Source organism: Paraburkholderia sp. JPY419 (assembly GCF_050435705.1).
Lineage (GTDB): Bacteria > Pseudomonadota > Gammaproteobacteria > Burkholderiales > Burkholderiaceae > Paraburkholderia > Paraburkholderia youngii.
Map to the genome: position 1 here is coordinate 1,415,067 of NZ_JBNDKV010000002.1, position 22,849 is coordinate 1,437,915.

Annotated in this window: 20 protein-coding genes; 13 read left to right on the forward strand and 7 right to left on the reverse strand. The window is 65.0% G+C overall.

Annotated features, from left to right (window positions below):
• The first annotated feature begins 142 nt into the window (after window positions 1-142).
• The 5 genes from QFZ91_RS12620 to QFZ91_RS12640 all read left to right on the forward strand — a co-directional run bounded on the left by QFZ91_RS12620 (window position 143) and on the right by QFZ91_RS12640 (window position 4,846).
• Window positions 143-1,003: a carbon-nitrogen hydrolase family protein gene (locus tag QFZ91_RS12620; RefSeq protein WP_176122486.1), complete on the forward strand. Its 861-nt coding sequence runs from the start codon at window positions 143-145 to the stop codon at window positions 1,001-1,003.
• Between the two features lie 87 nt (window positions 1,004-1,090).
• Window positions 1,091-2,557 (forward strand): metalloprotease TldD, encoded by a 1,467-nt coding sequence (gene tldD, locus QFZ91_RS12625; protein ID WP_184225997.1) that lies wholly within the window; start codon window positions 1,091-1,093, stop codon window positions 2,555-2,557.
• A 340-nt stretch (window positions 2,558-2,897) separates the two neighbouring features.
• Window positions 2,898-3,971, forward strand: coding sequence for a 3-deoxy-7-phosphoheptulonate synthase AroG (gene aroG, locus QFZ91_RS12630; protein WP_176109507.1), 1,074 nt, complete (start codon window positions 2,898-2,900; stop codon window positions 3,969-3,971).
• Between the two features lie 201 nt (window positions 3,972-4,172).
• Window positions 4,173-4,544: a type II toxin-antitoxin system RelE/ParE family toxin gene (locus QFZ91_RS12635; protein WP_429567434.1), complete on the forward strand. Its 372-nt coding sequence runs from the start codon at window positions 4,173-4,175 to the stop codon at window positions 4,542-4,544.
• Entirely contained in the window at window positions 4,514-4,846 is a 333-nt protein-coding gene (locus QFZ91_RS12640; protein WP_429567435.1) for a helix-turn-helix domain-containing protein, read from the forward strand. Before QFZ91_RS12635 ends, QFZ91_RS12640 begins: the two co-directional genes overlap by 31 nt.
• A gap of 59 nt (window positions 4,847-4,905) precedes the next feature.
• Here QFZ91_RS12640 and QFZ91_RS12645 read toward each other — a convergent pair whose 3' ends face one another.
• Window positions 4,906-5,460, reverse strand: coding sequence for a cob(I)yrinic acid a,c-diamide adenosyltransferase (locus tag QFZ91_RS12645; protein WP_176122483.1), 555 nt, complete (start codon window positions 5,458-5,460; stop codon window positions 4,906-4,908).
• A 221-nt stretch (window positions 5,461-5,681) separates the two neighbouring features.
• Between QFZ91_RS12645 and QFZ91_RS12650 the strand changes: the two genes are divergently transcribed.
• The 6 genes from QFZ91_RS12650 (at window position 5,682) to proC (ending at window position 12,878) form a co-directional block, all read left to right on the forward strand.
• On the forward strand, window positions 5,682-7,100 hold the full coding sequence (locus QFZ91_RS12650; protein ID WP_429567436.1) for an FAD-linked oxidase C-terminal domain-containing protein: 1,419 nt from the start codon (window positions 5,682-5,684) through the stop codon (window positions 7,098-7,100).
• A 129-nt stretch (window positions 7,101-7,229) separates the two neighbouring features.
• A complete protein-coding gene (locus tag QFZ91_RS12655) occupies window positions 7,230-8,723 on the forward strand; it encodes an FAD-linked oxidase C-terminal domain-containing protein (protein ID WP_176122481.1) in 1,494 nt (497 codons plus the stop codon).
• Window positions 8,724-8,903: 180 nt separating this feature from the next.
• On the forward strand, window positions 8,904-9,992 hold the full coding sequence (gene glcE / locus QFZ91_RS12660) for a glycolate oxidase subunit GlcE (RefSeq protein WP_368594688.1): 1,089 nt from the start codon (window positions 8,904-8,906) through the stop codon (window positions 9,990-9,992).
• A gap of 8 nt (window positions 9,993-10,000) precedes the next feature.
• Window positions 10,001-11,227, forward strand: coding sequence for a glycolate oxidase subunit GlcF (glcF, locus tag QFZ91_RS12665; protein ID WP_429567437.1), 1,227 nt, complete (start codon window positions 10,001-10,003; stop codon window positions 11,225-11,227).
• A 36-nt stretch (window positions 11,228-11,263) separates the two neighbouring features.
• Window positions 11,264-11,986 carry a YggS family pyridoxal phosphate-dependent enzyme gene (locus QFZ91_RS12670; RefSeq protein ID WP_176379021.1) on the forward strand — a complete coding sequence of 241 codons (723 nt, stop codon included), beginning with the start codon at window positions 11,264-11,266 and terminating at the stop codon, window positions 11,984-11,986.
• A gap of 76 nt (window positions 11,987-12,062) precedes the next feature.
• The gene (gene proC / locus QFZ91_RS12675) at window positions 12,063-12,878 is read left to right on the forward strand and encodes a pyrroline-5-carboxylate reductase (RefSeq protein WP_429567438.1); all 816 of its coding nucleotides are present in this window, start codon (window positions 12,063-12,065) and stop codon (window positions 12,876-12,878) included.
• Window positions 12,879-13,010: 132 nt separating this feature from the next.
• Here proC and ubiA read toward each other — a convergent pair whose 3' ends face one another.
• The 6 genes from ubiA to recG form a co-directional block, all read right to left on the reverse strand.
• Window positions 13,011-13,874 carry a 4-hydroxybenzoate octaprenyltransferase gene (gene ubiA, locus QFZ91_RS12680; RefSeq protein WP_368715314.1) on the reverse strand — a complete coding sequence of 288 codons (864 nt, stop codon included), beginning with the start codon at window positions 13,872-13,874 and terminating at the stop codon, window positions 13,011-13,013.
• Window positions 13,875-14,109: 235 nt separating this feature from the next.
• Entirely contained in the window at window positions 14,110-14,607 is a 498-nt protein-coding gene (locus QFZ91_RS12685; protein ID WP_018431894.1) for a Dps family protein, read from the reverse strand.
• Window positions 14,608-14,763: 156 nt separating this feature from the next.
• Window positions 14,764-14,928: a hypothetical protein gene (locus tag QFZ91_RS12690; RefSeq protein WP_176109516.1), complete on the reverse strand. Its 165-nt coding sequence runs from the start codon at window positions 14,926-14,928 to the stop codon at window positions 14,764-14,766.
• Window positions 14,929-15,023: 95 nt separating this feature from the next.
• Window positions 15,024-16,478 (reverse strand): catalase, encoded by a 1,455-nt coding sequence (locus tag QFZ91_RS12695; protein ID WP_429567439.1) that lies wholly within the window; start codon window positions 16,476-16,478, stop codon window positions 15,024-15,026.
• Window positions 16,479-16,888: 410 nt separating this feature from the next.
• Window positions 16,889-17,848: a LysR substrate-binding domain-containing protein gene (locus QFZ91_RS12700; protein ID WP_368594694.1), complete on the reverse strand. Its 960-nt coding sequence runs from the start codon at window positions 17,846-17,848 to the stop codon at window positions 16,889-16,891.
• Window positions 17,849-17,952: 104 nt separating this feature from the next.
• Window positions 17,953-20,253, reverse strand: coding sequence for an ATP-dependent DNA helicase RecG (gene recG / locus QFZ91_RS12705; protein WP_429567440.1), 2,301 nt, complete (start codon window positions 20,251-20,253; stop codon window positions 17,953-17,955).
• A 189-nt stretch (window positions 20,254-20,442) separates the two neighbouring features.
• Here recG and queA point away from each other — a divergent pair, with 189 nt between their 5' ends.
• Together queA and tgt are read left to right on the forward strand one after the other, a co-directional pair.
• The gene (gene queA, locus QFZ91_RS12710; RefSeq protein ID WP_429567441.1) at window positions 20,443-21,501 is read left to right on the forward strand and encodes a tRNA preQ1(34) S-adenosylmethionine ribosyltransferase-isomerase QueA; all 1,059 of its coding nucleotides are present in this window, start codon (window positions 20,443-20,445) and stop codon (window positions 21,499-21,501) included.
• 114 nt (window positions 21,502-21,615) lie between these two features.
• Window positions 21,616-22,806, forward strand: coding sequence for a tRNA guanosine(34) transglycosylase Tgt (gene tgt, locus QFZ91_RS12715; RefSeq protein ID WP_176379016.1), 1,191 nt, complete (start codon window positions 21,616-21,618; stop codon window positions 22,804-22,806).
• The last annotated feature ends 43 nt before the right edge of the window (window positions 22,807-22,849 follow it).

Sequence of the window (22,849 nt, forward strand, 5' to 3'; positions counted from 1 at the left end):
TTTCCCTGGCGCCGCTGTCTCGTTCCACGCGGCCGCTCCTGTCGCTCTGCCGACTCGATGCGCCAACGGGGCCGAGCCAGCCCAGAACCATGCGGTGCCCGCGCTTCATACCGCCGCCCGCCGGGAGTCTTTCGACACGCTCATGAGCGAAACACACGTCACATCATCCGCATCCGCCGCAACGTCCGGCTCTGTCGCCAGCCCCTTTCGGGTCGCCGCGCTGCAGATGGTCAGCACGCCGGATCGCGATCGCAATCTCGCCGACGCAGAGCGCCTGATCGCCGAAGCCGCCGCCGACGGCGCGCAGCTCGTGCTGCTCCCCGAGTATTTCTGTTTCATGGGCTTCAAGGACACCGACAAGCTCGCCGTGCGCGAGCCGCATCGGGATGGCCCGATCCAGCGCTTTCTGGCCGACGCCGCGCGCCGGCACCGGCTCTGGGTGATCGGCGGCACCTTGCCGCTGAACGCGCCGGAGGCGTCGCGCGTGCTGAACACGACGCTGGTGTTCGACCCGCTCGGCAACGAAGCCGCGCGCTACGACAAGATCCATCTGTTCAACTTCGAAAAAGGCGATGAATCGTTCGACGAAGCTCGCACGATCCGGCCCGGCACCTCGGTGCAAAGCTTCGAGGCGCCATTCGGCCGGGTCGGCCTGTCGGTCTGCTACGATCTGCGCTTTCCCGAGCTGTACCGGCGCCTGGGCGACTGCGCGCTGATCGTGGTGCCGTCCGCGTTTACCTACACGACCGGCCGCGCGCATTGGGAGCTGCTGCTGCGCACCCGCGCGATCGAAAACCAGTGCTACGTGCTCGCCGCGGCGCAGGGCGGCAAACATGAAAACGGCCGCCGCACCTGGGGCCACAGCATGCTGATCGACCCGTGGGGCGAGATCGTCGCGGTGCGCGACGAGGGCGCCGGCGTGGTCGCGGGCAACCTCGAACGCGCGCGCATCGACGAAGTGCGGCAGAGCCTGCCGGCATGGCGTCATCGCGTGCTGACCTGAAACCGACATTGAAACTGCCGCGCCTGCCACGCATATACCGACGCAGGCGCTCCCCGACCCCTTCGTATCGAGCAGAACATACTTCGCATGAACATCATCGAACCCGGTATCCGTAATCTCGCCGCCGCCAAGGACATCCTTCTCACGCCCTATGGCCTCGACGAGTCGCTGCTCACGCGCACGCTCGCCGAAATCTTCACGCACCGCGTCGACTACGCGGACCTGTACTTCCAGACCACCCGCAGCGAAGCGTGGAGTCTCGAGGAAGGCATCGTGAAATCGGGCAGCTTCAGCATCGACCAGGGCGTCGGCGTGCGCGCCGTGTCGGGCGACCGTACCGCGTTCGCCTACTCGGACGACCTGTCGCCCGAAGCGATCCGCCAGGCGGCCATCGCCACGCGCGCAATCGCCAAGGCGGGCGGCGGCAAGCAGAAGATCAAGGTGGCGTCGTCGCTGACCGGCATCGCCGGACGCGATCTGTACCTGCCGTCCGACCCGCTGCATTCGCTCGACGCCACCGCGAAGGTCAAGCTGCTCGAGCGCATCGAACAGATGGCGCGCGGCCGCGATCCGCGCATCCAGCAGGTGATGGCGGGCTTGGCCGGCGAATACGACGTGGTGCTGGTCGCACGCAGCGACGGCGGCTTCGCGGCCGACATCCGGCCGCTCGTGCGCGTGTCGGTCACCGTGATCGCCGAGCAGAACGGCCGCCGCGAAATCGGCAGCGGCGGTGGCGGCGGACGTTTCGACTACGGCTATTTCACCGATGAAGTGCTGTCGCGCTATGTCGACGATGCGGTGCACGCGGCCCTCGTCAATCTCGACGCGCGTCCGGCGCCGGCCGGCGCAATGACCGTCGTGCTCGGCCCGGGCTGGCCCGGCGTGCTGCTGCACGAAGCGATCGGTCACGGGCTCGAGGGCGACTTCAACCGCAAGGGCTCGTCGGCGTTCGCGGGACGCATCGGCGAGCAGGTCGCCGCGAAGGGCGTCACCGTGGTCGACGACGGTACGCTGCCGAACCGCCGCGGCTCGCTGAATATCGACGACGAAGGCAATCCGACCCAGTGCACGACGCTGATCGAGGACGGCATCCTGAAGGGTTACATCCAGGACACGCTGAACGCGCGCCTGATGAAGATGCCGGTCACCGGCAACGCGCGGCGCGAATCGTACGCGGCGCTGCCAATGCCGCGCATGACCAACACGTACATGCTCAACGGCGACAAGGACCCGCAGGAAATCCTCGCGTCCGTGAAGAACGGCCTGTATGCGGTGAACTTCGGCGGCGGTCAGGTGGACATCACGAACGGCAAGTTCGTGTTCTCGGCCTCCGAGGCGTACATGATCGAGAACGGCAAGATCACGTATCCGGTCAAGGGCGCGACGCTGATCGGCAGCGGCCCGGAATCGCTGAAGTACATCACGATGATCGGCAACGACATGAAGCTCGATTCGGGCGTCGGCGTATGCGGCAAGGAAGGCCAGAGCGTGCCGGTGGGCGTCGGTCAGCCGACGCTGCGCATCGAGAAGATGACGGTCGGCGGTACGGCCTGATTACTCGGTGGATGCACGCTTCGCGCACGCAAAACGCGAAGCGTGCGGGTTTTCCGCATTTTTCGACGTCCCGGCTTGTCAGCCGAGCCTGTACCGGGTTATAAAGTCACTCACCCTTTTTTGATCAGCGACGCATTCACTTCGCCATGTCCGCCAAGTTTTATTTTTATTTTTTTTGGTATCTCAGACCGCTGGCGGATCGAGAGGGGTGTTAGTACACGCAGGACACCGAGAATTCCCGAAAAACCGCCAGCTAGCCTGGCGGTTTTTTTTCGCCTCACGCTTTTCGATACCTATTTGACCTACGCGAACACGCTACGAACCGATTCAGGAGAACCACATGCCCCCGCACAATACCGACGATGTCCGCATCCGCGAATTGAAGGAACTCACGCCGCCCGCTCACCTGATCCGCGAGTTTGCTTGCGACGAGACGGTGTCCAACGTGATCTACGAATCGCGCACCGCGATGCATCGCATTCTGCACGGCATGGACGACCGTCTGATCGTCGTGATCGGCCCGTGCTCGATTCACGATCCGAAGGCCGCCATCGAATACGCGGGACGTCTGATCGAGCAGCGCAAGCGCTTTGCCGGCGAGCTCGAAGTCGTGATGCGCGTGTACTTCGAAAAGCCGCGCACGACGGTGGGCTGGAAGGGTCTCATCAACGACCCGCACATGGACAACAGCTTCAAGATCAACGAAGGTCTGCGCACCGCGCGCGAGCTGCTGTTGCGGATCAACGAACTCGGTCTGCCCGCCGGCACCGAGTACCTCGACATGATCAGCCCGCAGTACATCGCGGATCTGATCTCGTGGGGGGCAATCGGCGCGCGAACGACCGAATCGCAGGTGCATCGCGAGCTGGCTTCGGGACTGTCGTGCCCGGTCGGCTTCAAGAACGGCACGGACGGCAACGTGAAGATCGCCGTCGACGCAATCAAGGCCGCCTCGCAGCCGCACCACTTCCTGTCGGTCACCAAGGGCGGCCACTCGGCGATCGTATCGACCGCGGGCAATGAGGACTGCCACGTCATTCTGCGCGGCGGCAAAACGCCGAACTACGACGCCGACAGCGTCAATGCGGCCTGCGCGGACATCGGCAAGGCGGGTCTCGCCGCGCGTCTGATGATCGATGCGAGCCATGCGAACAGCTCGAAAAAGCACGAAAACCAGATTCCGGTGTGCGCGGACGTCGGCCGTCAGATCGCCGCGGGTGACGAGCGCATCGTTGGCGTGATGGTGGAGTCGCATCTCGTCGCGGGTCGCCAGGATCTGAAGGAAGGCTGCCAGCTCACGTACGGCCAGAGCATTACCGATGCATGCATCGGCTGGGACGAAAGCGTCGCCGTGCTCGAAGGCCTTGCCGAAGCGGTCAAGCAACGCCGCGTCGCGCGCGGCAGCGGCAACTGAACGCCTGCCCCGCCGCCATCGCGGGGGCTGGTCGGTAGTCCGTAGAAAACCCGGTTCGATTTCGAACCGGGTTTTTTATTGGCCATTCGGACGAATGGTACTGAGCCGGCCGCCTCGCTATCGTCATAGCTCGTTGCCTGGTTGCTTGCACGACTTGACTGGGCTGGAGAGTGCGTATAAGATTTTGTACATGAGGTGGCGATGGAGCAGGAAAAAGAAATTCGCTGGTTAGGCTCCAGCTACCGTGATTTGCTTGCTTTTCCCAACGAAGCGCGTCGTCTCGCCGGGTTTCAGCTTCACAAGATTCAGTCAGGACTCGACCCTGACGACTGGAAACCGTTCGAGTCTATCGGCGCGGGAACTCGCGAAATTCGCATCAGAGACGAGGACGGTATTTTTCGCGTGATGTACGTGACCAAATATGCCGAAGCGCTGTACGTGCTGCATTGCTTTCAGAAGAAAACGCAGAAGCTCGGACCGCGCGACAGAAAAATTGCCGAAACGCGCTATCGCGCCATCACTCATTACAGGACCACCCAGCCATGTCGATCGACACCAACATTCGTCACGTAACGCGAGCCGGCGCGAACGTGTTCCTCGAACTCGGTTTTTCCGCCGAGGAAGCGAAGCGCCTTCACGCGGCGTCGCAAAAGCAGATCAACGATACGCGGCTGCTCAAGGAACAATTGATGACGGAGCTGTCCACGTGGATCGAACAGCATCATCTGAAGCAGGCCGAGGCGGCCGAAATTCTGATGGTGTCGCGTCCGCGCGTGTCAGACGTCGTCAACAAGAAAACCACCAAGTTCACGATCGACACGCTCGTTGAAATGCTGAGCCGCATCGGCAAGCCGGTTACGCTCGCCGTCGGTTGAGCGGTTGAGCGTCGGCTCGTGCGAAGCTCAGTACCTATCTTGCGCATGGGCGTCGCCGCTCAAGGCGTGCCGCGATCGTGCTGCCACAGCACGTCGGTGCCGCCGTCCGCGCGATTGAGCACGCGCGCCAGCACGAACAGCAGATCGGACAGCCGGTTCACGTACTGACGCGGCGCCGCGTTCAGCGTCTCATGTTCGCCAAGCGCGACGATCGCGCGCTCCGCTCGGCGGCAAACGGTACGGCACACATGCGCAAGCGCAGCCGCGCGCGAACCTCCCGGCAGAATGAATTCCTTCAGTGGCGGCAGCGTGGCGTTGTAGTCGGCGAGCCAGCCGTCGAGCTGCGCGAGATGCCGCTCGGTGATCATCGTGTGACCGGGAATGCACAGCTCGCCGCCCAGATCGAACAGATCGTGCTGGATTGCGACCAGCGCCGCGCGTACGTTCTCGGGCAGGTTCTCGCACAACAGCACGCCGAGGTTCGAATTGAGTTCGTCGACATCACCGATCGCGGCGATTCGCGCGCTGTCCTTGCGCACACGGCGGCCGTCGCCGAGACCGGTGGTGCCGTCGTCGCCGGTGCGAGTGGCGATCTTGCTGAGCCGATTGCCCATGATGCTCCCCTGTATTCAGTGACGATGCGGCCACCACGTTTGTCCATATTGCACGCATCGCGAAATCGCCGCCATTATATGAGCGGAAGCCGGCGCAGCGCCGCCCGGCGGGCGAACGGCGTAAAATGAAACGGCTGCTGCAAACAGGCTGTTATCTAAAGAAACTTTCATCGGACCGGAGTAAGCGTTGAAGCGCCAACTCCGCTCGACAGGAGACATGCGTGAACCATCCCGTACCGCCGGCGCCGCTTCGCCGGCCGTTTCCGGCCGAATTGCTGAACCAGCTCAAAGCCGCCTTCGGCGATCGGGTCTCCGTTGCCGAAGCCGTACGTGCGCACCACGGCCGCGACGAATCGCCGTTCGATCCGCAATTGCCTGACGCCGTCGTCTTCGCGCGCACGAGCGAAGACGTGCAAACCGCCGTCAAGCTGTGCGGCCAGTTCGACGTGCCGATCATTCCGTACGGCAATGGTTCGTCGCTCGAAGGACATCTGCTTGCCGTGCAAGGCGGCGTGTCGATCGATCTGTCGGAGATGAACCGTGTGTTGTCGATCAACGCCGAAGACCTGACCGTCACCGTCGAGCCCGGCATCTCGCGCAAGCAGCTGAACGAAGCGCTGCGCGACACCGGCCTGTTCTTCCCGATCGACCCGGGCGCGGACGCGAGCATCGGCGGCATGTCGGCGACCCGCGCGTCCGGTACCAACGCCGTGCGCTACGGCACGATGCGCGAGAACGTGCTCGGCCTGACGGTCGTGCTCGCCGATGGCCGCGTGATCAAGACCGGCTCGCGCGCGCGCAAATCGTCGGCGGGGTACGACCTCACGCGACTGTTCGTCGGCTCGGAAGGCACGCTCGGCGTGATTACCGAAATCACGCTGCGCCTCTATCCGCAGCCGGAGGCGGTGTCGGCCGCGGTGTGCACGTTCCCGTCGATGGGCGATGCGGTGCGCGCGGTCATCGAGACGATCCAGATCGGCGTGCCGATCGCGCGTGTCGAGTTCGTCGATTCGCTGGCGATCCGCTCGATCAATCGCCATTCGAATCTGACGCTGCGCGAAGCGCCCACCTTGTTCTTCGAATTTCACGGCACCGCGGCCGGCGTCAAGGAACAGGCCGAACTCGTGCAGGAAATCGCCGCGCAAAATGCCGGCGAAGGCTTCGAATGGGCGACGCGGCCCGAAGACCGCAGCCGCCTGTGGAACGCGCGTCACAACGCCTATTTCGCGATGCTGCAACTGAAGCCCGGCTCGCGCGCGGTGACTACCGACGTCTGCGTACCGATCTCGCGTCTGGCGGAGTGTGTGGTCGAAACGGAGCAGGATCTGTTGGCGTCGCCGCTGCCCTGCCCGATCGTCGGCCATGTCGGCGACGGCAATTTCCACGTCGCAATCCTGATCAATCCGGACAAGCCCGAAGAGCTCGAAGAAGCCGAACGCCTGAACCATCGCATCGTGCAGCGCGCGCTGCGCATGGACGGCACCTGCACCGGCGAGCATGGCGTCGGTCTGCACAAAATGGGTTTTCTGCTCGAGGAGCACGGCGACGTCGCGGTCGACACGATGCGCTCCATCAAGCACGCGCTCGACCCGCGCAATCTGATGAACCCGGGCAAGATTTTCGCTTGGGCGGCGGCCTGATCTACATTGCAAAGGCCGGCCGCGACAAGCCGCCGGCCCGAACACGCAAGTGACGCGAAGCAGGCTGCACGAAACAGCCGGCTCGAACCTGGAAGCCGGACCGGCGCAAGCCACGAGGAGACAACTCACATGAACGCACCCGCTGAACTGTCGGCCGAAGTTCTCGCGCAGCGTCAGCGCGAAGTCGTGCAGGCGCTGATGGCCGTGTTGCCGACCCACTGTCTGCTGTATCGCGAGGAAGATACCGTCGCGTACGACTGCGACGGCCTCGCCGCGTACCGGCGTCTGCCGCTCGCGGTCGCGTTGCCGGAAACCGAATCGCAGGTGCAGCGCATCGTGCAGATCTGCCATCGCCTCGATGTGCCCATCGTGCCGCGCGGCGCGGGTACAGGGCTGTCCGGCGGCGCAATGCCGATTCGGCACGGCGTCGTGGTGTCGCTCGCGCGCTTTCGCAAGATCGTCGAGGTCGACCCGTATGCGCGCATCGCGACCGTGCAGCCGGGCGTGCGCAACCTTGCGATCTCCGAAGCCGCGGCACCGTATGGCCTCTACTACGCGCCGGATCCGTCGTCGCAAATTGCCTGCACGATTGGCGGCAACGTGTCCGAGAATTCGGGCGGCGTGCATTGCCTGAAGTACGGCCTCACCGTGCACAACGTGCTGCGCGTGCGCGCGGTGACGATGGACGGCGAGATCGTCGAATTCGGCTCGCTCGCGCCTGACGCGCCGGGGCTCGATCTGCTCGCGGTGCTGATCGGCAGCGAGGGCATGTTCGCGATCGTCACCGAGGTCACCGTCAAGCTTATCCCGAAGCCGCAAACGGCGCAGGTCATCATGGCCAGCTTCGACGATGTCGTCAAAGGCGGCGACGCCGTTGCCGGCATCATTGCGGCGGGCATCATCCCGGCCGGCCTCGAGATGATGGACAAGCCCGCCACGCGCGCGGTCGAGGAGTTCGTCAACGCGGGCTACGACCTCGACGCGGCGGCGATCCTGCTGTGCGAATCGGACGGCACGCCCGAGGAAGTCGCGGCCGAGATCGTGCGCATGACCGCGGTGCTGCGCGAGCACGGCGCGACCCGTATCCAGATTTCGCGCACGGAGGCCGAGCGCCTGCGCTTCTGGTCCGGGCGCAAGAACGCGTTTCCGGCCGCCGGCCGCATCTCGCCGGACTACTACTGCATGGACGGCACCGTGCCGCGCCGAAGTATCGGGCCGCTGCTCGCGCGCATCGAGGAGATGGAGAAAACCTACCAGCTGCGCTGCATCAACGTGTTCCATGCCGGCGACGGCAATATGCATCCGCTGATCCTGTTCAACGGCAACGACCAGGACGAGTGGCATCGCGCCGAGTTGTTCGGTTCCGACATCCTCGAAGCTTGCGTCGAGCTGGGCGGCACGGTGACGGGCGAGCATGGCGTCGGCATCGAGAAGATCAATTCGATGTGCGTGCAGTTCTCGCCCGAGGAGCGCGACACGTTTCACGCGGTCAAGCGAGCATTCGACGCGCCCGGTCTGTTGAATCCCGACAAGGGCATTCCGACGAGGGCGCGCTGTGCCGAATACGGCAAGATGCACGTGCGCGGCGGACTGCTGCCACATCCCGAGCTGCCGCGCTTCTAGCGGCTGGCGTCTGCATCGCACAGCCACCGTGTGCCGCGCCCGCGCCGATGCGGGCGCGGCCTGCACGGCGATTTGCGCCGCCCCTTCAGACCGATGCCGCGCCCGTCATGCGGGTGCGCTCCGGCTTGCCAGCGAGCCGCCGCCCGGTACAATCAAACGAAACACAACGAGCAGGACACCATGGAAGAGGACGACATCGTCGCCGTATGGTCCGAACGGGTGCGCTCGGCCAGCGCCGAGGGACGCGCGGTGCGCATCCGGGGCGGCGGCACCAAGGACTGGTATGGCCAGACGCTGGAAGGTGAGATCCTCGACACGCGCGCTTATCGCGGCATCATCGCGTACGATCCGGCCGAGCTTGTGATCACCGCGCGCGCGGGAACACCGCTGCTGGAAATCGAAACCGCGCTCGCCGAGCACGACCAGATGCTGGCGTTCGAGCCGCCGCACTTCGGCCCGCAGGCCACCTTCGGCGGCTGCATCGCCGCGGGCATTTCCGGGCCGCGCCGGCCGGCCGTCGGCGCCGCGCGCGACTTCGTGCTCGGCGCCGTCGTGATGAACGGCCAGGGCCAGGTGCTGCACTTCGGCGGCCAGGTCGTCAAGAACGTCGCGGGTTACGACGTGTCGCGGCTGCTCGCGGGCTCGCTCGGCACGCTCGGGCTGATCCTCGAGCTGTCGGTCAAAGTGCTGCCGCGCCCGCAGGCCGAAGCCACGCTGAAATTCGATATGAATGGCACCGACGCGGTACGCAAGCTCAACGAATGGGGCGGCCGGCCGCTGCCCATCACCGCGAGCGCATGGCGCAACGGCACGCTCGCGGTGCGCCTGGGCGGCGCGGAGGCCGCGGTCAAGGCCGCGCGCACCGGGCTCGGCGGCGAAGTCGTCGATGCCGTCGAAGCCGAGCGCTTCTGGGGCGGCCTGCGCGAACAGACCGACTCGTTCTTTGCAAGCATTCCGCCGAAGGCCGCGCTGTGGCGTCTCGCGTTGCCGTCGATCACCGAGCCGCTGCAACTGCCCGGCGCGCAACTGATGGAATGGGGCGGCGGCCAGCGTTGGTGGATCACCGACACCGACGCGCAAACCGTGCGCATCAGCGCGAAGCAGGCCGGCGGCCACGCAACCATTTTCCGCAGCGGCCACGGCTACGACCGCAGCGCCGGCGTATTCACACCGCTGCCCGCGCCGTTGATGAAAATCCATCGCGGCCTCAAACATGCATTCGACCCGGCCCGCATCTTCAACCGCGGCCGTCTCTACCCCGACTTCTGAGCGACGCGATGCAAACCAACCTCGCGGACTTCATTCGCAATACCCCCGATGGCAACGAAGCGGACGCCATCCTGCGCAAATGCGTGCATTGCGGTTTCTGTACGGCCACCTGCCCAACCTATCAACTGCTCGGCGACGAGCTCGACGGGCCGCGCGGGCGCATCTATCTGATCAAGCAGATGGTCGAAGGCGCGCCGGTCACGCGCAGCACCCAGGTACACCTGGACCGCTGCCTGACCTGCCGCAACTGCGAAACGACGTGCCCGTCCGGCGTGCAATACGGGCGGCTCGTCGAAATCGGCCGCAAGCTCACCGAAGAAAAGGTCACGCGTCCGCTCAGTCAGCGGCTGATGCGGCGGCTGCTCGCGAGCGTGCTGCCGAACAGCGCGATCTTCACGCCCGCGATGCGGCTGGGCCAGCACGTGCGCGGCCTGCTGCCGAAGAAGCTGCGCGACAAGGTCCCTGCGCGTCAACGCCCGCTCGAATGGCCGAGCGCGACACACGAACGCAAGGTGCTGATGCTCGCGGGCTGCGTGCAACCGTCGATGATGCCGAACGTCAACATCGCGACCGCGCGCGTGCTCGACGCGCTCGGTATCGAAACGCTGCTCGCGCCCGAAGCCGGCTGCTGCGGCGCGATCCGCCTGCACCTCGGCTACAACGAAGAAGCACTCGACGACGTGCGCGCGAACATCGACGCATGGTGGCCCTACGTCGAACAGGGCGTTGAAGCGATCGTAATGAACGCGTCGGGCTGCGGTGCGACGGTCAAGGAATACGCGCACCTGCTGCGCCTCGATCCCGAGTATGCGGAGAAGGCGCGCCGCATCGTCGAGTTGACGCGCGACGTCTCCGAAATCCTGCCCGAGTTCGAAGAACGGCTCGTCGCGATCACGCGCCGCCGCTCGGTGCACACGGTCGCGTTTCATCCGCCCTGCACGCTGCAGCATGGCCAGCAGATCCACGGCAAAGTCGAGCAACTGCTCAGCGCGCTCGGCCTCGAAGTGCGCCTCCCCACCGACAGCCATCTGTGCTGCGGCTCGGCCGGCACCTACTCGCTGCTGCAGCCGCGCCTGTCGTACGCGCTGCGCGACCAGAAGCTCGAGCGTTTGCAGGCGCAGGAGCCGCAGGTGATCGTGTCGGCGAACGTCGGTTGCATCGCGCATCTGCAAAGCGGCACGTCGACGCCGGTCGCGCACTGGATCGAATTGGTCGAGCACATGCTGTCCGTATAATCGGGGCATCGTCTTCGCTGAACACCGGTTCGTTCCATGTCCGATCTGCCTCACCGTTTCGCCGACTACTTCGCTCAGAGTCTCGCCGACGTACACGAGCGCATCGCCCGCGCCGCGCAAGCGGCCGGCCGAGATGCGCAGTCCGTGATGCTGCTCGCAGTCTCCAAGACGTTTCCCGCCGATGCCGTGCGCGCCGCTCATGTGGCCGGTCAGTGCGCATTCGGCGAGAACTACGTGCAGGAAGCGCTCGACAAGATCCAGACGCTCGCCGATCTGCGCGCATCGCTCGAATGGCATTTCATCGGGCCGCTGCAATCGAACAAGACGCGCCCCGTTGCCGAGCATTTCGACTGGGTGCATTCGGTCGATCGGCTGAAGATCGCACAGCGGCTGTCGGAGCAGCGCCCCGACAACCTGCCGCCGCTCAACGTCTGCCTGCAGGTCAACGTCAGCGGCGAGGCGTCGAAGAGCGGCGTTGCGCCCGACGAGGCGGCCGCCATCGCGCACCAGATCGCCGCACTGCCAAAGCTGAAGCTGCGCGGACTGATGTCGATTCCGGAACCGGGCGGCGATCTCGAAGAACAGCGGGCGCCGCATCGCAAATTGCGCGAGCTGTTCGAGCGCTTGTCTAACGACGGGCTCGAACTCGATACGTTGTCGATGGGCATGTCGGCCGATCTCGAAGCAGCCGTGCTCGAAGGCGCAACGATCGTGCGCGTCGGCACCGCGATCTTCGGCGCGCGCGATTACTCGCACTGAGCTTTTCCACGGGCCTTGCGCGAACCTGGCTGCGCGAAGCCCTCACCGCATCTCATCTGAAGCTATCCGGACCATCATGAAAATTGCGTTTATCGGCGGCGGCAACATGGCCGCGGCGTTGATCGGCGGCCTCATCAAGCGGGGCGCCGCCCCCGCTGACCTATATGCGATCGATCCGAACGAAGACGCGCGCAAGCGCAACGAGGAGCAATTCGGCATCCGCACCGGCGCGGTCGCCGACGGCACGCTCGCCGACTACGACGCGGTCGTGCTCGCGGTGAAGCCGCAGATCCTGAAGAGCGTCGCCGAGACGCTGGCGGCGCATCTGCGCGCGTCGCAACTGATCGTCAGCATCGTCGCGGGCATTCGCATCGGCGACATGTCGCGCTGGCTGAATGGCCATAGCCGCATCGTGCGCGTGATGCCGAATACGCCGGCGCTGATCGGCATGGGCGTGACGGGTCTCGTCGCGAGCGGCAGCGTCGACGAAGCAGGCCGCGTGCTCGCGTCGCAGGTGCTCGGCGCGGTCGGCGAAACCGTCTGGTTCGACGACGAAGCGAAGATCGACGCGGTCACCGCGATCTCGGGCAGCGGGCCGGCCTACGTGTTCTATTTCATCGAAGCGCTGCAGGAAGCAGCGCGCCAGCTCGGTATGGACGAAGCGCAGGGCCGCGCGCTCGCGGTCGCGACGTTCACAGGCGCCGCGCAACTCGCGGCCAATTCCGACGAACCGCCGAGCGTGCTGCGCGAGCGCGTGACCTCGAAGGGCGGCACGACCGCGGCAGCGCTCGCCTCGTTCGACGCGAGCGGCATCAAGGACGCGATCGTGCGGGGCGCACTGGCCGCCGATGCACGGGCGCGCGAGATGGGCGACGAGTTCGGCAAGCAGTGACGCGAACCGGCGTCGAAAAGAATCAGCGGAAACTAACACGCCGTAGCACGCCTGCCTTTTCTAATTAAGGGCACGCGCGCTACGGCGTGTAGAAACACCAGCGTTTTGAAGCCAGAAAAGCGCGGACGCGAATTAAAACGAGGTCACCGCGTAATGCGCGGCAATCCCCGCGAACAACGCGCCGCCGAGCCAGTTGTTGTGACGGAACGCGGCAAAGCACGGCATGCGCTCGCGATTGCGGATCAGCGTGTAGTGATAGATCGCGCAACCCACCGCGACCGCCCAGCCGAGCCAGTACAGCAGACCAAACCCGAGCGTCAGGCCGATGCCGACGTAAATCCCCAGCGTCACCGCGTAACACATCATGACCGCAGCCACGTCGAAGCGACCAAAAGTCAGCGCCGACGTTCGGATGCCGATCTTGATGTCGTCGTCGCGATCCACCATCGCGTATTCGGTGTCGTACGCAACGGCCCAGAAGATGTTCGCGACCAGCATCACCCATGCGAGCAGCGGCACGTGATCCAGCACTGCGGCGAACGCCATCGGAATGCCGAAGCCGAACGCGATGCCCAGATACGCCTGCGGAATCGCGAAGAAGCGCTTCATGAACGGATACGTGCCGGCGACGAACAGCGCGACCACCGACAACTCCTTGGTCAACGCATTGAGCGGCTGGATCAGCAGAAAAGCGATCAGCGACAGCACGGTGGCCAGCACGACCGCCTCCCACGCATTGATCTTGCCGGACGTGATCGGCCGGTTCTCGGTGCGCTTCACGTGGCGGTCGAAATCGCGGTCCGCGTAGTCGTTGATCGCGCAGCCGGCTGAGCGCATCAGCACCGTGCCGAGCGTGAAGATCACCAGCAATTGCCACGACGGATGACCGCCGGAAGCGATCCACAGTGCGTTGAGCGTCGGCCACAGCAGCAGCAGGCTGCCGATCGGCTTGTCCATGCGCACGAGGCGCAGATACAGGGGAAGTCGGGCGAACATGGGACGAATTCGGTGAAGTGCGAACACGGTGCGCCTATTTTACGGGAAGCGCACGGCGGCTCTGAATTCATCTGGCCGCGTATCGAAGTGCCTCGCGCTCGCGCCCCTGCATCACGCGGCGGCGGCGCAAAAAAACAAAGCCTCCCTTGCAGGGAGGCTTGTGCGTTTCTGGCACGGCGCGGGTGTTGCCCGCACCTGCATTCGAACGTGACTCGGCCGGCTTAGCCGCGTCGAATCACGCGAGCAGCGAGCGCAGCATCCACGCGGTCTTTTCGTGCGTCTGCATGCGTTGCGTGAGCAGGTCGGCGGTCGGCTCGTCGTTGGCGGCTTCCGTCGCCGGGAAGATCGCGCGCGCGGTGCGCACCACCGCTTCCTGGCCTTCGACCAGTTGGCGGATCATGTCTTCCGCGGCCGGCACGCCGTCCGCTTCGGGGATCGACGACAGCTTCGCGAAATCCTTGTAGGTGCCCGGCGCATGCACGCCCAATGCGCGGATGCGTTCGGCGATCGAGTCGACCGCGAGCGCCAGTTCGTTGTACTGCGTTTCGAACATCAGGTGCAGCGTGTTGAACATCGGACCCGTGACGTTCCAGTGGAAGTTGTGGGTCTTCAGGTACAGCGTGTAGGTGTCGGCGAGCAAACGCGACAACCCTTCGGCGATCTTCTTGCGATCCTTGTCGCTGATCCCGATGTTGACGTGCTGTACGGCTGCTGCGGCTTCTTTCTTGGCCATGATGACTCCTTCGAAGAGTGATACGAACCGGTCGGCAGATGACGGTCTGCGGAAACACGAATAAAACTGTTCGACAGTGTAGCGTGAAATGCCGCAAGCTTCGCTCAAGACGTGCTCCGCAGGCCTTGCTACGCCGCCATCCCGGCGCTACTGCGCTTAGCCGCCCAGCGCGTGCTGCAACGCCTGCGCGGCGATTACCGCAAAGCCGCTCGCGACGATCGCAACGCCCATCGCCTTGCGCAGCATCAACACCTGCCGTTGCACCTGCATGCTCGGCATGGCGGTCGAACCGCCGATGCTTGCCATCATCATCTGAATCATGATCGTACTCCCGGTTCGTCTCGTGACGGCCGCAGCAACGCGCTGCGCCGTCGATTACTGTGCTACTGCGTTGCCATGTGCCGCGTACTGGACGCCTAGCGGTTTCTGCCTTCCTGCAACGCGGCGAGCGCCGCGATCACACCTTCCGCGTAAGCCGGATCGGCGCGGCGGAAATGCTCGATCTGACGCGCGACGATGTCCTGCGGCACACCGTCGATATGTCGCGCGATATTGCCGAACAGACGCTGACGCTGCGCGTCGTCGAACAGCGCGAACAGCATGCGCGGCTGCGTGTAGTAGTCGTCGTCCTCGCGATGCTCGTAACGCGCGACCGCGCCCGCTGCGAGCGGTCGCTCCGATGCGTTCGCGTCCTGCGCGAAGTCGCTGAAGCGATTCGGCTCGTAATTCACGTTGCCGCCGAGATTGCCGTCGGTGCGCATCGCGCCGTCGCGATGGAACGAATGCGGGTTCGGCACGCGCGGCGCATTCACCGGAATCTGGTGATGATTGATGCCGAGCCGGTAACGCTGCGTATCGCCGTACGAGAACAGACGCCCCTGCAACAGACGGTCCGGCGAAAAGCCGATGCCCGGAATCACGTTGGCCGGCGTGAACGCCGCCTGCTCGACGTCCGCGAAATAGTTCGCCGCGTTGCGGTTCAGCTCGATCGTGCCGACGTCGATCAACCGATAGTCCTTCTGCGACCACACCTTCGTGATGTCGAACGGGTTGAAGCGGTAGTTCGCCGCATCCGCTTCGGGCATCACCTGAATCGCGAAGCGCCACTTCGGGAAGTTGCCCGCGTCGATGCTGTTCACCAGATCGCGCTGCGCGCTTTCGCGGTCATTGGCGACCACCTGCGCGGCTTCGGCGTCGGTGAAGTTCTCGATGCCCTGCTGCGACTTGAAGTGGAACTTGACCCAGAAACGCTCGTCGTTCGCGTTGATGAACGAGTACGTGTGCGAGCCGAAGCCGTGCATCTGCCGGTAGTTCTTCGGAATCCCTCGATCGCTCATCAGAATCGTCACCTGATGCAGCGACTCCGGATGACGCGACCAGAAATCCCACGCCGCGACGTTGTTACGCAGGTTCGTGTACGGATCACGCTTCTGCGTATGAATGAAGTCCGGAAACTTCAGCGGATCGCGGATGAAGAACACCGGTGTGTTGTTGCCGACCACGTCCCAGTTGCCTTCTTCGGTGTAGAACTTGATCGAGAAGCCGCGCACGTCTCGCTCGGCATCGGCCGCGCCACGCTCGCCGGCCACCGTCGAAAAGCGCATGAAAAGCGGTGTTTCCTTGCCGACCTGCGCGAACACCTTCGCCTTCGTGTAGCGCGAGATGTCGTGCGTGACCGTCAGCGTGCCGAACGCACCCGAACCCTTCGCGTGAACGCGACGCTCGGGAATCACTTCGCGATCGAAGTGCGCGAGCTTTTCGAGCAGCCAGACATCCTGCAGCACCACCGGGCCGCGCGGGCCGGCGGTCATCGAGTTCTGGTTGTCGGCGACGGGCGCGCCGGCGGCATTGGTGAGCCTACGTTCGGACATGAGCACTCCTGCGTGGTTTTGTTGGATCAGAGGAAATCGCGCGGCATCCGTGCGGGACGGACGCCGTCATGGGTAGGCGCGTCAGGCGGCCAGCACCCGGTCGACCAGCAACGACATCGCGACCGCGCGGATACTCGGCGCGGCGGCCGTCATGGTCGGTTGGGCGGGAAAAGCGTGGATGGGCTGTGAAACTGCTTGCATGATGTTTTCCTCCTGGCGTGTCTGACGCCCCGAATGGGGAGTCTGAGGCTGAGCCTTGTCGAATAAGAGGATCGGGCGATCCATGGAGGAAACTATAGCAATTGCTATCGAATGTTCGTATTTGATTAATTTAATCTATTTGATAGGGCTCGCGCCCTTTTTGGCGGCAGGCCGCGCCGTGATCCGGCGCGGCTGGGGGTGATGGCGCGTCAGTTGACGGCAGCCGGCAGATCGAGTTTCTTGACGCCCGGCAGATCGCAGGCGGCGATTGCCTCGCAGATCGCATCGATCGCGGGCATGCGCGTGAAGCTCTTGCGCCACGCCAGCACGACGCGGCGATCGGGCACCGGCTCGTCGAACGCGACGTAGCTGAGCAGGCCCGCGTCGATACCGCCCGCATGCGGCTTGACCTCGTGCACAGACATGCGCGGCAGCACGGTAATGCCGACGCCACTCGCGACCATATGACGAATCGTTTCGAGCGACGAACCCTCGAAGGTCTTCTGGATTCCGTCCGCATTCTGCGAAAAGCGCATCAACTCGGGGCATACGCCGAGCACATGATCGCGGAAGCAGTGGCCGCTGCCGAGCAGCAGCATGGTTTCCTGCTTCAGATCGTCAGGGTCGATCTTCGAGCGGCCTTCCCACGCGTGACCGGACGGCAGCGCGACGACGAATGGCTCGTCGTACAGCGGACGCAGCATCAAACCGGTTTCGGGAAATGGCAGCGCCATGATCGCGACGTCGATTTCGCCCTGCTTGAGCAGTTCGATCAGCTTCAGCGTGTAATTTTCCTGCAGCATCAGCGGCATCTGCGGCACGCGCTGGATCATCTGCTTGACGAGGGTGGGCAGCAGGTACGGCCCGATCGTGTAGATCACGCCGAGGCGCAAAGGACCGACCAGCGGGTCCTTGCCCTGCTTGGCGATTTCCTTGATCGCGAGCGTCTGCTCGAGCACGCGTTGCGCCTGCGTGACGATCTGTTCGCCGATCGGCGTGACGCTGACCTCGCTGGTGCCGCGCTCGAAAATCTGCACGTTCAGCTCGTCTTCGAGCTTCTTGATGGCGACGGACAGCGTGGGCTGGCTGACGAAACACGCTTCGGCGGCCCGGCCGAAGTGCCGCTCGCGGGCCACCGCCACGATGTATTTCAATTCGGTGAGCGTCATTCGGGGATCAATCAGTGCGATAGATTCGATAGGTTCTAGTTATACACCTATAGGGTCGGTTCGCCAACCTTTTAGCCGTTCCGTTCGTGGCGAAGGGCTCGGACTCAGGCTTTCAGATATTGCTCGCGCGCGCCGAGCCAACGCGCCAGATGCTGGATGACCACGTCCGGATACTGGTCCAGCAGTGTCGCGGCGGCTTCGCGCGCGGGCTCGATCAGGTGCTGATCGTTTTGCAGGTCGGCGAAACGCAGCATCGCCGCGCCCGACTGCCGCGCGCCGAGGAACTCGCCGGGTCCGCGGATTTCGAGGTCGCGGCGGGCGATCTCGAAGCCGTCGGTGGTTTCGCGCATCGTTTGCAGGCGCGCGCGGGCGGTCATCGACAGCGGTCCGGTGTACAGCAGCACGCAGACCGACGCGGCGCTGCCGCGCCCAACCCGTCCGCGCAGCTGATGCAGCTGCGCGAGACCGAAGCGCTCCGCGTGCTCGATCACCATCAACGACGCGTTCGGCACGTCGACGCCCACCTCGATCACCGTGGTCGCGACCAGCAGCTGGATCTCGTTGCGCGAGAACGCGTCCATCACCGTGGCCTTTTCGGCGGGCGCGAGGCGCCCGTGCACGAGGCCGACCCTCAGCTCGGGCAGCGCGGCCACGAGCGTCTCGTAGGTCTCGACCGCGGTTTGCAGCTGCAGCGTCTCGCTTTCCTCGATCAGCGGACACACCCAGTACACCTGGCGCCCCGTCAGCGCCGCCTCGCGCACGCGGCCGATCACCTCTTCGCGGCGCGCGTCGGACACGAGCTTTGTGAGGATCGGGGTGCGGCCCGGCGGCAGTTCGTCGATCGTGGAGACGTCGAGGTCCGCGTAGTAGGTCATCGCGAGCGTGCGCGGAATCGGCGTCGCGGACATCATCAATTGATGCGGCTGGAAGTCGGACGCGCCATCGGCGGCGCCCCGCGCCTTCGCGCGCAGCGCGAGCCGTTGCGCGACGCCGAAGCGATGCTGCTCGTCGACGATCACGAGCCCGAGGCGCGCGAAGTCGACCGCGTCCTGGATGATCGCGTGCGTGCCGATCACCAGCTGCGCGGTGCCGAGCGCGGCCGCTTCGATCGCGGCGCGCTTCTCCTTCGTCTTCAGACTGCCCGCGAGCCACGCGACGTTCACGCCGAGAGGCTCGAGCCAGCCGCGCAACTTGCGCGCGTGCTGCTCGGCGAGGATTTCGGTCGGCGCCATCAGCGCGGCCTGGTAGCCGGCGTCGATCGCCTGCGCGGCGGCGAGCGCCGCGACGATCGTCTTGCCACTGCCGACGTCGCCCTGCAACAGGCGCTGCATCGGATGCGGCTGCGTCAGGTCGAGCGCGATCTCGCCGCCGACGCGCTGCTGCGCGGCCGTCAGCGAAAACGGCAGCGCCTTCAACAGACGCGCGACCAGCGCGGATTCGTCACCGAGCTTGCGGCGCGGCATCGCCGGCGCGGCGCGGTTGCGCCGCTCGTCGTGCGCGCGCTTGAGCGACATCTGCTGCGCGAGCAGCTCCTCGAACTTGATGCGCACCCACGCTGGATGCGTGCCGTCGATCAACGCCGTTTCGTCCGACTGCGCGCCCGGATGATGCAGCGTGCGCACCGCATCCATCAGCGCCGGCACGCCGAGCGGTTCGAGAAACGCGCGTGCGACCGGCGCGGGCAGCAGCTCCGGCAGCGACGTGCGCGCGAGCGCGTTGTCGATCGCCTTGCGCAGATACGCCTGCGACACGCCCGCGGTGCTCGGATAGACCGGCGTCAGCGCCTGCGGCAGCGGCGTGTCTTCATCGACGACGCGCACGGTCGGATGCACCATCTCCATGCCGAAGAAGCCGCCGCGCACGTCGCCACGCACGCGCAGGCGCGCGCCGGGCGCCATCTGCTTGACCTGCGAGCCGTAGAAATTCAGAAAGCGCAGCACCAGCTCGTCGCCATCGGCGTCGCGCAGCTTCACGAGCAGTTGCCGGCGCGGGCGATAGGCGATCTCGTTGTCGAACACCACGCCTTCGGTCTGCGCGACGCCGCCGGGCAGCAGGTGACCGATCGGCGTCAGCGAGGTTTCGTCTTCGTAGCGCATCGGCAGATGCAGCACGAGGTCGATGTCGCGTGTGAGGCCGAGTTTGGCGAGCTTGTCGGCGGTTTTGACAGGGGCTTTGGCTGCGGGTTTGGCGGCGGACTTCGCCGTGGCTTTGGTTTTGGCGGCGGGCTTGTCACCGTTCGCGGGGTCGCCGTCGCGCCCGGCATCCTGGCCCGCGGCGATCATGCCGCCTTGCGCGCCAGCTTCTGCCGCGTCCCGTTCGCTCGCCTCCGCTCGCGCACCGCGGCGCCGCGGCTCGGCGCCCGCTTCGAGGGTGGCAACGGACGATCGGCGGTCGGACAAAGGCATGGGCTGCTTCGCAAGTACAATATCGGCTGCTGTCGAAAAAAACGTGCCGCTTTGCGCGCATCCAGCGTGGGCAAGCTGCGGCTCAACGCGCACGCGGGCCGCTTCGGCGTCCCGCCATCATAGCCGCCCGGCTCCGGCTTCGGCTCAATTCAGTCCCAAATCAGTACCAATCCGCTTCCAGTCGTTCGCATGTTTACGCTTTCCGATTTCGATTTCGATCTGCCGCCCGAGCTGATCGCGCAAGTCGCGCTGCCCGAGCGCAGCGCAAGCCGTCTGCTAGACGTGGACGCCGCGGGCGCCGCCGACGGCGCCGCGCGCCTGATCGATCGCCGCTTTACCGAATTGCCCGAGTGCCTCGCGCCGGGCGATCTGCTGGTCTTCAACGATACCAAAGTGCTGAAGGCGCGCTTCTTCGGCCAGAAGGCGAGCGGCGGCAAGATCGAAGTGCTGGTCGAGCGCCTGACCGGCGAGCGCAGCGCGCTTGCGCAGATCCGCGCGAGCAAGAGCCCGCAGGCGGGCACGACGATCCGTCTCGCCGATGCGTTCGACGTCACCGTCGGCGAGCGCGTCGATCAGTTCTACACGCTGCATTTCCCCGACGACTGCCTGACGCTGATCGAACAATACGGCCGTCTACCGCTGCCGCCGTACATCGAGCACGATCCCGACGCGACCGACGAAACCCGCTATCAGACCGTATTCGCGCAGAACCCGGGCGCGGTCGCCGCGCCGACCGCCGGCCTGCACTTCGACGACGCGCTGCTCGCGAGGCTCGACGCCTTCGGCATCGAACGCGCGACGCTGACGCTGCACGTCGGCGCTGGCACATTCCAGCCGGTGCGGGTCGAAAACATCGCCGAGCACAAGATGCACAGCGAGTGGTATCACCTGCCGCAAGCGCTCGCGGACAGGATCGCTGCGACCAAAGCGCGCGGCAACCGCGTGATCGCGGTCGGCACCACGTCGATGCGCGCGCTCGAAGCCGCCGCGCGCGACGCCGAAGCGGCCGGCCATCCGCTCGCCGCGGCGAGCGCGGAAACCGACATCTTCATCACGCCGGGCTACCGCTTCCGCGTGGTCGACCGGCTGGTCACGAACTTCCATTTGCCGAAGTCGACGCTGCTGATGCTGGTGTCGGCGTTCGCCGGTATCGAGACGATTCGCGCCGCGTATCGTCATGCGATCGACGAGCGTTATCGCTTTTTCAGCTACGGTGACGCGATGCTGCTGACGCGGCGCGATGCCTGAGCCGGCTCCAGCACTGCTTCAGCGTATTGGCAGTTTTCCTAGCCGCCGCGATCCTTCGTGGCGGTTTTCATTGATTGCGCCGGACTGTTTTCCGGTAGCCCAGGAGTGATCCCCATGACCCTTGGTCATCCCTCGCAGCATCCTGCCCACGAGCGTCCGGAGAATGGCCTCAAATTCGAACTGCTCGGCACTGACGGCCTCGCGCGCCGCGGCCGCGTCACGCTCAACCACGGCGTGGTCGAGACGCCGATCTTCATGCCGGTAGGCACCTACGGCACGGTGAAGGCAGTCCAGCCGCGCGAACTCGACGAAATGCACGCGCAGATCATCCTCGGCAATACGTTTCATCTGTGGCTGCGCCCCGGCCTCGAAACCATCGAGGCGCACGGCGGCCTGCACGGCTTCATGGGGTGGAAGAAGCCGATCCTGACCGACTCAGGCGGCTTCCAGGTGTTCTCGCTCGGCGATCTGCGCAAGATCACCGAGGACGGCGTCACGTTCGCGTCGCCGATCAACGGCGACCGGCTGTTCCTGTCGCCGGAAGTGTCGATGCAGATCCAGAAGGTGCTGAACTCGGACATCGTGATGCAGTTCGACGAGTGCACGCCCTATGCGACCAACAACATCCCGACCTCGCACAAGGAAGCGGCCGAATCGATGCGCATGTCGATGCGCTGGGCCCAGCGCTCGATCGACGAATTCCAGCGCCTCGGCAATCCGAATGCGCTATTCGGCATCGTGCAGGGCGGCATGTTCGAGGACTTGCGCGACGAGTCGCTCGCCGGTCTCGCCGAGAAGAACTTCCACGGCCTCGCGATCGGCGGTCTGTCGGTCGGCGAGCCGAAGGAAGACATGATGCGGATCCTGAACCATATCGGCCCGAAGCTGCCGGCCAACAAGCCGCACTACCTGATGGGCGTCGGCACGCCGGAAGACCTGGTGGCCGGCGTCGCGGCCGGCGTCGATATGTTCGACTGCGTGATGCCGACGCGCAACGCGCGCAACGGCTGGCTGTTCACGCGCTTCGGCGACATCAAGATCCGCAACGCGACGCACCGGAACTCGCTGCGCCCGCTCGACGAGCAATGCGGCTGCTACACCTGCCGCAACTTCACGCGCGGCTATCTGCACCACCTGCATCGCGTCGGCGAAATCCTCGGCGCGCAGCTGAACACGATCCACAACCTGCACTACTACCTCGAACTGATGCAGGAAATGCGCGATGCGATCGAGGCGAAGCTGTTCGACGCGTTCCGCAAGCGCTTCCACGAAGACCGCGCGCGCGGCGTCGAACCGTCATCCTGACGGCCCGGTAGGCGAATGCCACTGAAGACTGCCCATGCCGCAC

What these genes read in the sequence shown, in the direction of transcription:
- QFZ91_RS12620 (WP_176122486.1), top strand. Translation starts at nt 143, where the DNA reads ATGAGCGAAACACACGTCACATCATCCGCATCCGCCGCAACGTCCGGC.
- tldD (WP_184225997.1), top strand. Translation starts at nt 1,091, where the DNA reads ATGAACATCATCGAACCCGGTATCCGTAATCTCGCCGCCGCCAAGGAC.
- aroG (WP_176109507.1), top strand. Translation starts at nt 2,898, where the DNA reads ATGCCCCCGCACAATACCGACGATGTCCGCATCCGCGAATTGAAGGAA.
- QFZ91_RS12635 (WP_429567434.1), top strand. Translation starts at nt 4,173, where the DNA reads ATGGAGCAGGAAAAAGAAATTCGCTGGTTAGGCTCCAGCTACCGTGAT.
- QFZ91_RS12640 (WP_429567435.1), top strand. Translation starts at nt 4,514, where the DNA reads ATGTCGATCGACACCAACATTCGTCACGTAACGCGAGCCGGCGCGAAC.
- QFZ91_RS12645 (WP_176122483.1), bottom strand. Translation starts at nt 5,460, where the DNA reads ATGGGCAATCGGCTCAGCAAGATCGCCACTCGCACCGGCGACGACGGC.
- QFZ91_RS12655 (WP_176122481.1), top strand. Translation starts at nt 7,230, where the DNA reads ATGAACGCACCCGCTGAACTGTCGGCCGAAGTTCTCGCGCAGCGTCAG.
- glcE (WP_368594688.1), top strand. Translation starts at nt 8,904, where the DNA reads ATGGAAGAGGACGACATCGTCGCCGTATGGTCCGAACGGGTGCGCTCG.
- glcF (WP_429567437.1), top strand. Translation starts at nt 10,001, where the DNA reads ATGCAAACCAACCTCGCGGACTTCATTCGCAATACCCCCGATGGCAAC.
- QFZ91_RS12670 (WP_176379021.1), top strand. Translation starts at nt 11,264, where the DNA reads ATGTCCGATCTGCCTCACCGTTTCGCCGACTACTTCGCTCAGAGTCTC.
- proC (WP_429567438.1), top strand. Translation starts at nt 12,063, where the DNA reads ATGAAAATTGCGTTTATCGGCGGCGGCAACATGGCCGCGGCGTTGATC.
- ubiA (WP_368715314.1), bottom strand. Translation starts at nt 13,874, where the DNA reads ATGTTCGCCCGACTTCCCCTGTATCTGCGCCTCGTGCGCATGGACAAG.
- QFZ91_RS12685 (WP_018431894.1), bottom strand. Translation starts at nt 14,607, where the DNA reads ATGGCCAAGAAAGAAGCCGCAGCAGCCGTACAGCACGTCAACATCGGG.
- QFZ91_RS12690 (WP_176109516.1), bottom strand. Translation starts at nt 14,928, where the DNA reads ATGATTCAGATGATGATGGCAAGCATCGGCGGTTCGACCGCCATGCCG.
- QFZ91_RS12695 (WP_429567439.1), bottom strand. Translation starts at nt 16,478, where the DNA reads ATGTCCGAACGTAGGCTCACCAATGCCGCCGGCGCGCCCGTCGCCGAC.
- QFZ91_RS12700 (WP_368594694.1), bottom strand. Translation starts at nt 17,848, where the DNA reads ATGACGCTCACCGAATTGAAATACATCGTGGCGGTGGCCCGCGAGCGG.
- recG (WP_429567440.1), bottom strand. Translation starts at nt 20,253, where the DNA reads ATGCCTTTGTCCGACCGCCGATCGTCCGTTGCCACCCTCGAAGCGGGC.
- queA (WP_429567441.1), top strand. Translation starts at nt 20,443, where the DNA reads ATGTTTACGCTTTCCGATTTCGATTTCGATCTGCCGCCCGAGCTGATC.
- tgt (WP_176379016.1), top strand. Translation starts at nt 21,616, where the DNA reads ATGACCCTTGGTCATCCCTCGCAGCATCCTGCCCACGAGCGTCCGGAG.